Source organism: Kumtagia ephedrae (genome assembly GCF_003012745.1).
GTDB lineage: Bacteria > Pseudomonadota > Alphaproteobacteria > Rhizobiales > Rhizobiaceae > Kumtagia > Kumtagia ephedrae.
In genome coordinates this window covers 103006-115785 of sequence record NZ_PXYK01000010.1, presented here as the reverse complement: position 1 = coordinate 115785, position 12780 = coordinate 103006, and the positions used below count along the sequence as shown (strand labels likewise).

The following is a 12780-nucleotide window of genomic DNA, read 5'->3' as shown; positions in this document are numbered from 1 at the left end:
GCCACACCCGAACGGTTTCGGCGGAGAAGCCCCGGATGCCCATCACAATGCCGTATTTTGTCTACACGCCGAGGACAATGCTATATTGATGTTCGGGCTCGCCGGTTCGGGTTGCCGACCAGTTGGGAATCAACAAGAACCGCCGGGGCTTGAAGTGGAGCGGAAATGATTCGTCTCATCGGCTATTTCTTCGGGATCGGCACCATGCTGGCGCTGCTGGTCGCCGGCGCCGTTGCGGTCTATGTCGGCGGTCTCTCCAAGGATCTGCCCGACTACGAGGTGCTGGCAAACTACGAGCCGCCGGTGACGACGCGCGTGCATGCGGTCGACGGTTCGCTGATGGGCGAGTTTGCACGCGAGCGGCGGCTGTATCTGCCGATCCAGGCGATCCCGGACCGCGTCAAGGCCGCCTTCCTCTCCGCGGAGGACAAGAATTTCTATCATCATCCCGGCGTCGACGTGGAAGGCGTGGTGCGAGCGGCCCTCGTCTATGCGCGCGGCGGACCGATGCAGGGCGGCTCGACGATCACGCAGCAGGTGGCGAAGAACTTCCTTCTCACCAACGAGCGGTCGCTCGAGCGCAAGGTCAAGGAAGCGATCCTCTCCTTCCGCATCGAGCAGGCCTATTCCAAGGACCGCATTCTCGAACTCTATCTCAACGAGATATTCTTCGGCCTCGGCGCCTACGGCGTGGCGGGGGCCGCGCTGACCTACTACGACAAGTCGGTGAATGAGCTGTCGGTCGCGGAGGCCGCCTACCTTGCGGCCCTGCCGAAGGGGCCGTCGAACTATCATCCGTTCCGCTATGCGGATCGCGCGATCGTGCGCCGCAACTGGGTGATCGATCAGATGGTCGACAACGGCTATGTGACGCGCGAGGAAGGCGTGAAGGCCAAGGCCGAGCCGCTCGGCGTGACGCCGCGGCGCAAGGGCACCTACCTGTTCGCCGGCGAGTATTTCACCGAGGAGGTTCGCCGCGAGATCATCGCCCGCTATGGCGAGAACGCGCTCTACGAGGGCGGTTTGTCGGTTCGCACCACGCTCGACCCGAAGATGCAACTGGTTGCGCGGCGGGCGATGCAGAGAGGCCTGCTGAAATACGACACGCTGCGCGGTTATCGCGGCCCGGTCACGCATGTCGACGTGGGCGGCGACTGGGGCGTGCCGCTGGGCGAGGTCAAGCGCCTGGACGATGTGCCGGAATGGCAGCTCGCCGTGGTGACGGATGTCGGCGCCTCCGGAGTGACGATCGGCTTGCAGCCTCCCCGCGAGGCTTCCGGCAAGCTGTCCGACGAGCGCAAGACCGGAAGCATCGCGAAAGCGGACATGGCCTTCGTCATGCGCCACGTGGTGGACGGCAAGCGGCTGAAGGCGAATTCGCCCGAAGACGTGCTGAAGATCGGCGACGTGATCTATGTCGAGGAGAAGCCGGAGAAGGACGGCTATCTGGTCCGCCAGGTGCCGGAGGTGTCGGGCGGCCTGGTGGCGATGGATCCGCATACAGGCCGCGTGCTGGCCATGGTCGGCGGCTTCTCCTATTCGGAATCCGAGTTCAACCGCGCGACCCAGGCCTGGCGTCAGCCGGGCTCGTCGTTCAAGCCGATCGTCTATGCCGCCGCGCTCGACAACGGCTACACGCCGGCATCCGTCATCATGGACGGACCGATCACCATCAAGATCGGCACCGAGGTCTGGACGCCCAAGAACTACGACGGCAAGGCGGCCGGACCGTCGACGCTGCGCAACGGCATCGAGCGCTCGCGCAACCTGATGACGGTGCGGCTCGCCAACGACATGGGCATGAAGCTGGTCGCCGAATATGCCGAGCGCTTTGGCGTCTACGACAAGATGCCGCCACACATCGCCATGGCGCTGGGCTCCGGCGAAACCACGGTCATGCGCATGGTCTCGGCCTATGCGGTGATGGCCAATGGCGGCCGGCAGATCAAGCCGTCGCTGATCGACCGCATCCAGGACCGCTACGGCAAGACCGTCTACAGACATGACGAGCGGGGCTGCGAAGGCTGCAACGCGGCCGAGTGGAACAACCAGCCCGAACCTGACCTGGCGGACAATGCCGAGCAGGTGCTCGACCCGATGACCGCCTACCAGATCACGTCGATGATGGAGGGCGTGGTGCAGCGGGGCACGGCCGTGACCGTCTCGGAGCTCGGGCGCCCGATCGCCGGCAAGACCGGCACCACCAACGACGAGAAGGACACCTGGTTCATCGGCTATACACCGAATCTCGTCGTCGGCCTCTACATGGGTTTCGACAAGCCGCAGACGCTCGGCAAGGGCGCGACCGGCGGCGGCCTCGCCGCGCCGATCTTCAAGGAGTTCATGGGCGAGGTGCTCAAGGACACGCCCGTCGTCGACTTCCAGGTGCCGGAAGGCATGAAGCTGATCGCCATCAACCGCAAGACCGGAATGCAGGCGAGCGAGGGCGCCGGCGGCACCATCATCGAAGCCTTCAAGCCGGGCACAGGTCCCGCCGACAGCTACTGGGTGATCGGCATGGACGACGGCGGCCCGGCGGGCGTCGCCGAGAAAATCTCGCCGCAGGCGAGCAAGGCGATCAGCCAGGGCGGCGGCGGTCTCTACTGACCTGGTCCGGCCGCCTCCGGGCGGACGGGAAATCTCATTTCCTTGGCTTTACACCCGGTCGGCGCGTGCCTATGGTCCGCGCCGACCGATTTTCCCACGCAAGCGAGAAGGGCAAGAACACTGCCATGCGTGCAGAGACCGAAAAGCTCGTCGACGAAATCAAGCAGGCCATAAGCCTGCTGAGGAGGCATCTTTGACTGGGATGCCGCTTTAAAGAGACTGGACTACCTCAACAGCCGCGCCGAGGACGCCACCCTGTGGAACGATCCGCAGGAGGCGCAGAAGCTGATGCGTGAGCGCCAGGGCCTCGACGAGGGCATCACCTCGATCAAGCAGCTGACGCAAGCCCTCGAGGACAATGTCGGCCTGATCGAACTCGGCGAGGAGGAGGGCGACGAGGCCATCGTCTCCGAGGCCGAGACTGCCATCCGCTCGCTCTCCGGCGAGATCAAGGCACGCCAGATCGAGACGCTGCTCTCGGGCGAGGCCGATTCCAACGACACCTATCTGGAAGTGCATGCAGGCGCCGGCGGCACCGAGAGCCAGGATTGGGCCAATATGCTCCTGCGCATGTATACGCGCTGGGCGGAGCGGCGTCGCTTCAAGGTGGAAGTGCTGGAGATGCACGACGGCGAGGAGGCCGGGATCAAGTCGGCCACCCTGGTGATCAAGGGCCACAACGCCTATGGCTGGCTGAAGACCGAGTCGGGCGTGCACCGCCTGGTGCGGATCTCGCCCTATGACAGCAATGCGCGCCGGCACACGTCGTTCTCGTCGGTCTGGGTCTATCCGGTCATCGACGACACGATCGAGATCGACATTCCGGAATCGGACGTGCGCATCGACACCTACCGCTCGTCGGGAGCGGGCGGGCAGCACGTCAACACCACCGATTCGGCGGTCCGCATCACCCACATCCCGACCGGGATCGCCGTGGCCTGCCAGGCCGAGCGTTCGCAGCACAAGAACCGCGCCAAGGCTTGGGAAATGCTGCGCTCGCGCCTCTACGAAGAAGAACTGAAGAAGCGGGAGGCTGAGGCCAGCGCGACCGAGGCTGCCAAGACCGACATCGGCTGGGGCCACCAGATACGCTCCTATGTGCTGCAGCCCTATCAGTTGGTGAAGGACCTGCGCACAGGCATGGAGAGCACGAGCCCGTCGGACGTGCTCGACGGCGACCTCGACGACTTCATGGAAGCGTCGCTGTCGCACCGCATCGAGGGTGGCGCCGGGCAGGTGGCGGATATCGACTGACGGCGATGCCGCGCCCGCCGGTGATCCGGCCGGCGTGGAGTATCTCCCGGCGAAAGCCCGTCGACCAGGTCACGCCGCCTTTCGCACCGCGATGAGCTTTGCGGCGGCGGGAAAACGCCTGCAACGGCCGGGGCCCGTGCAACCCTTCTTGTAAGTAATCGTTAATGCTGGCGGCGCACACTTGCCCTGCGGTCGGCGCGATAGGGTTGCATTATTGTGCACTGCAGCAAAGTCTTGCGCCGGCTTGGGAATCGGTCCAGCCTGCAAGGGTTGGTGCAAAAAGCATTGATGGCCGGTTGCGGCATTGGATCAACGCTGACGTCCGGCTGAAAGGGAGACACGTTCCGGGAAGGGGCAAGCCATGCGCTTGATGACCTCATTTCGAAGGAATGCGTCATGCCCAAGACAGCCAAAGTCAACCAGAAATCGGCCCATGCACGGTCGCCCCGCGCTTCGTCCGCCCTCGTTGCTTTCTGGGTCATTGTCGGTTCCGGAGTTTTTGGTGCCGCGCCCGCCGGGGCGCACGATGCGTTGCCGACGGCCGCCCAGCCCAATGGCTGGAGCTATCCTTTCTCCTGTTGCTCGGGCTATGACTGCCGCGCGGTCCCGCAAACGGCGATTAGCGAACGCCCCGAAGGTTATGTGATTCAGGGAACAGGCGAGGTACTGCCTTACCGGGACGCCCGGCTGAAGGATTCTCCCGACGGGGAGTTTCATTGGTGTTCGGTTGCCGGAGCGAATGATTCCCGTACGATCTGCCTGTTCGTCCCGCCGCGCTCCTACTGAGTGCTACGTCTCGATCTCCAGGGGAACGTCACGGCGGCAGGTTCGTTAGGCGTTTCCTTCGATGGAGATCGACATGGTCAGGCTCGTGCTTATCGCCGCATTGCTGGGGGCGACACAGGTTCATGCGGCTTCGAGGTTTTCCGCGGCGGACATGAACTGCCGAAGCCTCCAGCAAGGCATAGCCGCGGCGGGCGTGGCGATCGTCCATTATTTGTCGTCCCGCGGCAACCTGCTCTACGGACGCTATGTCCGCAGCCAGCAGTTCTGCGGCAACGCGGAGGTCACGAGCACCAGCTACATCCGAACCGCGGACAGCCGGTCCTGCCCGGTCAAGACCTGCGTTCAATACGACTTCAAGCCGGACTGATCCCGCGCTATCGCAGCCATGCGGAGGCCTTCCCCGGCTGCCGCTCCGGATCGGCCGCGCTCGGCGTCGACCTCGGAACTGTGCCTGCAGAGCAGAGGCAGGCTGAAGGCGGAAAAAACGCGACCCTTGCAGTGCGCGGCGCAATCGGGCACACCGCGCCATCGAGAAGGCAGCCGATAGTCTCGCCCTTTGCCGTGCGACCTGTGCCTGCCTTCGCGCCCGAGGAGTTACCATGACCAGCCCCAACCCGATCGTCGCCGTTGGCAACGTCTCCTTCGACAACGCGGCGCCGCTGGCGCTGATTGCCGGACCCTGCCAGCTCGAAACCCGCCAGCACGCGATCGACATTGCCGGCCGTTTGAAGGAGATCTGCGCCGGGCTCGGGATCGGACTGGTCTACAAGACGAGCTTCGACAAGGCCAACCGTACGTCGCTCGGCGGCCGCCGCGGCGCCGGTCTTGAGGCTGCCCTGCCTGTATTTGACGAAATCCGCGAAAAGCTCGGTCTGCCGGTGCTGACCGACGTCCATACCGAGGAGCAGTGCGGCATCCTCGCCGCGCATGTCGACGTGCTGCAGATCCCGGCCTTCCTGTCGCGCCAGACCGATCTCCTGATCGCCGCGGCAAGGACGGGCAAGGTCGTGAACGTCAAGAAGGGCCAATTCCTCGCCCCCTGGGACATGAAGAACGTGGTGGCCAAGGTCACGGCTTCCGGCAATCCCAATGTGCTGGTTACCGAGCGGGGCGCCTCCTTCGGCTACAACACGCTGGTGTCGGACATGCGCGCCCTGCCGATCATGGCCGAGATCGGCGCGCCCGTCATCTTCGACGCCACCCATTCGGTGCAGCAGCCGGGCGGGCAGGGCGGTTCATCCGGCGGCGACCGCCGCTTCGTCGAAACCCTGGCCAGGGCGGCGGTCGCCGTCGGCGTCGCCGGTGTCTTCATCGAGACGCACGAGGATCCGGACAACGCGCCATCGGACGGGCCGAACATGGTGCCGCTGGACAAGCTGCCGGGGCTTCTGGAGCGGCTCGTCGCCTTCGACCGCGTCGCCAAGGGCCTGTAGCGACACGCAGGCGGGCGCTCTCCGTCGCAGGACCGCAAGACGTTCGTTTCGACGGAACCTCGACGGCGTCCGGTCATTCTCCTCCCATCACCAGATGAGGAGTTTTGCCATGACAACAGCTACCGGCCACACGGATGCCATCGCCGCCTCGCGCGTCATCGGGACGGCGGTCTACAACACGTCCGGCGAGAAAATCGGCACGATCCAGGACGTCATGCTCGAGAAGACGACGAACGGCATCATGTTCGCCGTCATAGGGTTCGGCGGCTTTCTCGGCATGGGCGAGAAATACCATGCGGTGCCCTGGTCGGTCCTCGACTACGACGAGGGCCAAGGCGGTTATGTCGTTCCTTTCACGAGAGAGCAGATCGAAGCCGCGCCGGCCGATTCCATCGACGCGCTGACCCGCGGCGACGGCGAAAAATCCCGCAACGCGGCCTACCAGTATTACGGCGTGGAGCCCTACTGGCACTGACCGGCCGTTTCGAACCAAGCGTGCGGCCCCGGGATGCCCGGGGCCGCATTCGTATCGGCCTATGGCAGTGGACAATTAGGCGGAACGAGCGTCTTTTGCGGGTTAGTTGGCGCTCGGCCATAATCCTGCCCGCTTCCCGACACAATCGATTAATGGCGTGATAACAGTTTCCCGTTTAGGAAGGGACGGGGACGATTTGTGGCTGCCTGTGTCGTTCGCGCAACGCGAGGACCAGGCGGACGGCACGCAAACGAAGGTGTTGGGGACTTCCGTATGGCTCTTTCGGCGCGCTCGCGTCTCCGCCGCGCAAGCTCAATCACGGTGATCGCGCTTTGTGCCGGCTTCCTTGCCGCATGCGCCGGTCCGCAGCCTCAGCAGGCCGCCAAGAAGACCCGCTCGAAGGAATATTTCCCCGAATCCGTATGGGGCGTTAAGGCCAGCCCGCGCGTCAGCGACAAGAAATCGAACCTGCCGCGCGGCGGCGGCCGCGACCAGACCGGCAAGCCCTATCAGGTGCGCGGCAAGATGTATTATCCGAAGGAAGAGAAGAACTACAAGAAGGTCGGCTATGCCTCCTGGTACGGCGACGCCTTCCACGGCCGTCTCACCGCCAATGGCGAGATCTACGACCAGACCCATCTGACCGCCGCGCATCCGACCATGCCGCTGCCGAGCTATGCGCGCGTCACCAACGTAAAGAACGGCAGTTCGGTGATCGTCCGCGTCAATGACCGCGGGCCTTATTCGAACGGCCGGGTGATCGACCTGTCCAGGCGTGCGGCCGAGATGCTCGATTATACGCACCACGGCACGGCCCAGGTGCAGGTCGAATATGTCGGCCGGGCGCCGCTGGACGGCCGTGACGACCAGTATCTCATCGCGTCCTACCGGCCCGGCAACGTGGCGCCCGATCCGTCCGACGGTCTGCCGACCGGCGTGATGATCGCCATGAACGGCTCGACTCCGAGCAACCCGCAGGTGGGGCAGCCCGCCGCCGCCTTTCCTGGCACGCTCACCGACGCAACGCCGGCGCAGCGCGCCGAGACGGTGCTGACGGCCAATGTGCCCGGCGAACTGGTGCTGCCGGCCTTCGGACCGATCGCCCCGGAACGGCCGTCCGTCGGCGAGACCCGGATGGCGCTGGCAAGCATGTCCTATGCGCCGCAGGAGAACGTACCGGCTGCGCAAGCCTTCGACGTGCTCGTGGGCAGCGCCAAGGCGCCGAGCGGGGAGGGGCAGGCGGACCGGATTCTGGTCGAGCAGGCTGGCGCCGCGAATCCTACGGCTTTCGTCATGGCGGGCACCTTTGCCGCTCGAGCCGACGCCGAGCGAGTCCGCCAGGATCTGGCGCCGTTCGGTCGTGCCGTGCTGGAAACCGCCCGCATCGACGGCGTGGAAATGGTTTCGGTCAATCTCTACGAGGACGGCCGCAACTCCCTCGACGACATGCTGGTCGCCGCCTGGCGGAACGGAGCGCCGGACGCGATCGCGGTGCGCGACTGATTTTTCTGGTGCCGTCGCCATCCGGTGCCATCCTGTTTCGCCGACGGTTGGAGTCGGCCGCTCCATCGGGAAAGCGCAGAGTTCTTGAACCTCGTCGCTGGCGGTCTTTCCAGAAAGGCTGGGCAGGATGCGCCTGACATTTCCGGCCATTGCCGCGGCGATCGCGTTGCTGCTGGTGGTTGCGCCGGCGCAAGCGCAGGAACCGTTCGAGACAAAGGCGTCGGAGGCGTTGCTGATCGATGCGGAAACCGGCGCGGTGCTGTTCGCCAGGAACCCCGACAGGCCGGTCCCGCCGGCGGCTCTCGCCAAGCTGATGACGATGGAGGTGGTCTTCCACGCCATCGAGGAAGGCAGGGTCAATCTCGACGACAGTTTTGTCGTCAGCGAGAACGCCTGGCGCTGGGGCGGTGCGCCGTCCGGCGGCTCGACCATGTTCGCCGCGCTCAAATCGTCGATCCGGCTGGAGGATCTTGTCCAGGGGGTCATCGTGCAGTCGGCCAATGACGGCTGCATCATCATCGCCGAAGGCATGGCGGGCGACGAGGAAAAGTTCGCAGCACTCATGAATGAGCGGGCGCAGGCGATCGGCCTGACCGCATCGACCTTCCGCAATTCCAGCGGGCTGCCGGCGGAGGGCCAGCTCGTCACCATGCGCGACCTGGTTCGGCTCGCCATGCATCTGTGGCGCGCATATCCGCAGTTCTACCGCTATTATGCCCAGCCCGAATTCACCTGGAACAAGATCCGCCAGCGCAACCGCAATCCGCTGCTGACGATGGGAATCGGCGCCGACGGTCTCGGCACCGGCTATACCGACGAATCCGGCTACGGGATCGTCGGCTCCGCCAGCGGCGGCGGCAGGCGGGTGTTTGTGGCGATGAGCGGCATGGAGAGCGACCGACAGCGCGCGGACGAGGCCCGCAAGCTGCTGGAGTGGGGTATGAAGGCCTTCAGCGAGGTCAGGCTGTTCGTGCCCGACGAGATCGTCGGCACCGCGGCCGTCTATGGCGGCGAAAAGGCGGCCGTGCCGCTTCGTGCCGACGGCGCGGTGAACGTGCTCGTGCCCGCCGCGGACCGCAGCCAGGTCGAAGCGCGCATCGTCTACGACGGGCCGGTCGCGGCGCCGGTGGAGCAGGGCGCCCGCATCGGCGTCCTGCAGGTCTGGCTTGGGGACACGCTGAGCCAGGAAGTGCCGCTCTACGCCGCCGAAACGGTGGCGCTCGGGGCGATCCACCAGCGCGCCATGGGCGCCGTCGCCGAACTGCTCACCGGTTGGATGCGATGAGGTCGATGTCCTTGCCGATGGACCTTGCGGTCCGCCGGTTCTAAGAGGGGTTCGGAATTCGACACAGGCAGGCCGGTTTGGCGCGCGGATTGTTCATAACGTTCGAAGGCGGCGAGGGCGCCGGCAAGTCGACGCAGATCCGGCGGCTTGCCGAGAAGCTGCGCCGCAAGGGCTACGACACGCTGGTGACGCGCGAGCCCGGCGGTTCGCCGGGCGCGGAAGCGCTGCGCCACGTCATCCTGTCCGGAGCTGCGGAGCCTTTCGGCCCGCGGATGGAGGCGCTGCTGTTCGCCGCCGCCCGCTCGGATCATGTCGAGCAGGTGATCCGGCCGGCGATCGAGCGCGGCGCGATCGTGCTGTGCGACCGCTTCCTCGATTCCTCCCGCGTCTATCAGGGACTCGCGAACGACGACGACAGCGCCTTCGTTGCGATGCTCGAGCGCGTAGCGGTCAACGGCATGATGCCGGACATGACGCTGATCTTCGACATCGACGCCGAGATCGGGATGCGCCGCGCCGCGGCAAGGCGGGGCGCCGGCGAGGCCGACCGCTTCGAGAAGGAAACGCTGGAGACGCATCGGCGTCGCCGCGACGCCTTCCTAGCCATCGCCGAGAAGGAGCCGGAGCGCTGCATCGTCGTCGATGCCTCCGAGAGCGAGGACGAGGTAGAGCAATTGGTGACCGCGGCTGTTTTCGCCGCGCTCGAGGTGCGGACGGCTGCCGCCGGTGGCAAACGGGAGGCCGGATGATCTTCGAGCGCATAGCCCCCGAACAGCACGACACGCTGGAAGGCGTGGCCGAGCCTTCGGAAAACCCGGTCCTGGTCGGCCACGGCGACGCTGTGGCGATGATCGCGGGCGCATACGCCGCCGGCAAGCTGCCGCACGGCATCATGCTGGTCGGACCGCGCGGCATCGGCAAGGCGACGCTGGCGTTCCACATTGCCCACCACCTGCTTCGGCATCCGGTCGCGGAGGCGGCGCCGGACCGGCTTGCCGAGCCGGATCCGGCCTCGCCGCTATTCCGGCAGATCGCCACCGGTGCCCATCCTGCGGTGCTGCACCTAACCCGGCCGTTCAACGACAAGACCAGGAAATTCGCGACCCTGCTCACCGTCGACGAGATCCGCCGGGTCAACCGGTTCCTGTCGATGACCTCGCATGACGGCGGCTATCGCATCGTGATCGTCGACCCGGCCGACGACATGAACACCAACGCGGCCAACGCCCTGCTCAAGAACCTCGAGGAGCCGCCGGTCCGCACCGTCTTCCTGCTGACCGTCCATTCCGCCGGCAGCCTGCTGCCGACGATCCGCTCGCGCTGCCAAGTCGTCCGCCTGCATCCGCTGTCGGCCGAGGAGGTCGAGGCGACGCTGCGCCGTCTCGGCGTCGCCCTGCCCGAGAACGCGGCCGCGCGCCAGGCGCTACTGGAGCGGGCAGGGGGGAGCATGCGCAACGCCGTGCTGCTGACCGAATTCGGCGGGCTGGAGATCGCCGACACCGTCGATTCCCTTGTCGCGGCGGCGGACCTGGATCTTGCCCTGGCCTACCGGCTGGCCGATGCGGTCAGCGGGCGCGACCACGAGATCCGTTTCGATCTGATGAATGCCCACATGCTCGACCTGGTGGCGAATGCCGCCAGCGCCGCCGCCGTGGCCGGCCAAACGGCCCGCGCCGACGATTTTGCCGGCCTCTGGCAGGAATTGCGCATTGCGATCGGCGATACGGATACCTACAATCTGGATCGCAAACAACACGCGCTGAACATGATCCTGCGTCTGCACGACACGCTTCGAATGTGACGCTGCCCCCCCGCCGGGGTGGCGGCAGCCGTCCCCTTGCGCTATCTCACCCTCCGCTTTCTTCAAGGCTTGGCAACGGCACGCTCATGTCACGCGAAAAATTCTACATCACCACGGCGATTTCCTATCCTAACGGCAAGCCGCATATCGGCCACGCCTACGAGCTGCTTGCGACCGACGCGCTGGCGCGCTTCCAGCGGCTCGACGGCAAGGACGTCTATTTCCTGACCGGCACCGACGAGCACGGCATCAAGATGCTGCAGACGGCGAAGAGGGAAGGCCTGTCGCCGCGCGAACTCGCGGACCGCAACGCGCCGGAATTCAAGCGCATGGCCGAGGCGCTGAACGCCTCGAACGACGATTTCATTCGCACCACCGAGCCGCGCCACTATGCGTCGAGCCAGGCGATCTGGAAGGCGATGGCCGCCAATGGCGACATCTACAAGGGCGGCTATGCCGGCTGGTACTCGGTGCGCGACGAGGCCTATTACGGCGAGGAGGAGACCGAACTGCGCGACGACGGCGTCCGCTACGGCCCGCAGGGCACGCCGGTAGAATGGGTCGAGGAGGAAAGCTATTTCTTCCGCCTTTCCGCCTATCAGGACCGGCTGCTGGCTCACTACGAGGCCAATCCCGGCTTCATCGGGCCGGCCGAGCGGCGCAACGAGGTGGTGAGCTTCGTCAAATCGGGGCTGAAGGACCTGTCGATTTCGCGAACGACCTTCGATTGGGGCGTGCCGGTTCCGGGCGACGACAGGCACGTCATGTATGTCTGGGTCGACGCGCTGACCAACTACATCACCGGCGTCGGCTATCCCGACACGCAGGCGGAGAGCTGGCGCTACTGGCCGGCCGATGTCCACGTCATCGGCAAGGACATCGTGCGCTTTCACGCCGTCTACTGGCCGGCCTTCCTGATGTCGGCGGGGATCGACCTGCCGAAGCGTGTGTTCGGCCACGGCTTCCTGTTCAACCGAGGCGAGAAGATGTCGAAGTCCGTCGGCAACGTCGTCGACCCGTTCACGATGGTCGAGCATTACGGCGTCGACCAGGTGCGCTACTTCTTCCTGCGCGAGGTGCCGTTCGGGCAGGACGGCAGCTACAGCCACGAGGCGATCGTCAACCGCACCAACGCCGATCTCGCCAACGACCTCGGCAACCTCGCCCAGCGCTCGCTGTCGATGATCGCCAAGAACTGCGGCGGCGCGGTGCCCAGGCGCGGAACGCTGGCCGACGCCGACAGGGCGATCCTCGACCAGGCGGAGACGGCACTCGCCACCGCGCGCAAGGCGATGGCCGAGCAGGCGATCCACGTCGCCCTGGGGGCGATCTTCGGCGTCGTGGCCGAGGCCAACCGCTACTTCGCCGGCCAGGAGCCCTGGGCGCTGAAGAAGACGGATCCGGCGCGCATGGAGACGGTGCTGCATACGACGGCCGAGACGGTGCGGCGGGTGGCGGTCCTGTGCCAGCCCTTCATCCCGGCATCGGCGGCCAAGCTGCTCGACCTGCTGGCGGTGCCGGCGGATCAGCGCGACTTCGCCCATGTCGGCGATGCGCACGCGCTTGCCGAGGGCACGCCGCTGCCAGCGCCGCAAGGCGTCTTTCCGCGCTATGTCGAGAAGGGCGAAGGCTGAGC

General features: G+C 65.7%; 11 protein-coding genes. All 11 read left to right on the top strand.

The features are described from left to right. The first annotated feature begins 165 nt into the window (after window positions 1-165). Entirely contained in the window at window positions 166-2607 is a 2442-nt protein-coding gene (locus C7I84_RS12315; protein WP_106772486.1) for a penicillin-binding protein 1A, read from the top strand. Between the two features lie 125 nt (window positions 2608-2732). Then, a protein-coding gene (gene prfB, locus C7I84_RS12310; RefSeq protein ID WP_106772555.1) for a peptide chain release factor 2 occupies window positions 2733-3861 on the top strand; the annotation gives its coding sequence in 2 pieces (ribosomal slippage) (window positions 2733-2798 and window positions 2800-3861; 1128 coding nt in all). A 396-nt stretch (window positions 3862-4257) separates the two neighbouring features. Then, window positions 4258-4647, top strand: coding sequence for a hypothetical protein (locus C7I84_RS12305; RefSeq protein ID WP_245428415.1), 390 nt, complete (start codon window positions 4258-4260; stop codon window positions 4645-4647). Between the two features lie 61 nt (window positions 4648-4708). Next, window positions 4709-5014 (top strand): hypothetical protein, encoded by a 306-nt coding sequence (locus C7I84_RS12300; protein WP_106772485.1) that lies wholly within the window; start codon window positions 4709-4711, stop codon window positions 5012-5014. 232 nt (window positions 5015-5246) lie between these two features. Then, window positions 5247-6080 carry a 3-deoxy-8-phosphooctulonate synthase gene (kdsA, locus tag C7I84_RS12295; RefSeq protein WP_106772484.1) on the top strand — a complete coding sequence of 278 codons (834 nt, stop codon included), beginning with the start codon at window positions 5247-5249 and terminating at the stop codon, window positions 6078-6080. Window positions 6081-6189: 109 nt separating this feature from the next. Further along, entirely contained in the window at window positions 6190-6555 is a 366-nt protein-coding gene (locus C7I84_RS12290) for a PRC-barrel domain-containing protein (protein WP_106772483.1), read from the top strand. A 273-nt stretch (window positions 6556-6828) separates the two neighbouring features. After that, window positions 6829-8058, top strand: coding sequence for a septal ring lytic transglycosylase RlpA family protein (locus C7I84_RS12285; protein WP_106772482.1), 1230 nt, complete (start codon window positions 6829-6831; stop codon window positions 8056-8058). Between the two features lie 127 nt (window positions 8059-8185). Continuing rightward, window positions 8186-9343, top strand: a complete 1158-nt coding sequence (locus C7I84_RS12280) for a D-alanyl-D-alanine carboxypeptidase family protein (RefSeq protein WP_106772481.1) — start codon at window positions 8186-8188, stop codon at window positions 9341-9343. 77 nt (window positions 9344-9420) lie between these two features. Further along, complete coding sequence (tmk, locus tag C7I84_RS12275; RefSeq protein WP_165816055.1) at window positions 9421-10092, top strand: dTMP kinase; 672 nt, start codon at window positions 9421-9423, stop codon at window positions 10090-10092. Further along, window positions 10089-11144, top strand: coding sequence for a DNA polymerase III subunit delta' (locus C7I84_RS12270; protein ID WP_106772479.1), 1056 nt, complete (start codon window positions 10089-10091; stop codon window positions 11142-11144). Before tmk ends, C7I84_RS12270 begins: the two co-directional genes overlap by 4 nt. A gap of 86 nt (window positions 11145-11230) precedes the next feature. Next, on the top strand, window positions 11231-12778 hold the full coding sequence (metG, locus tag C7I84_RS12265) for a methionine--tRNA ligase (protein WP_106772478.1): 1548 nt from the start codon (window positions 11231-11233) through the stop codon (window positions 12776-12778). Window positions 12779-12780 lie beyond the last annotated feature (2 nt).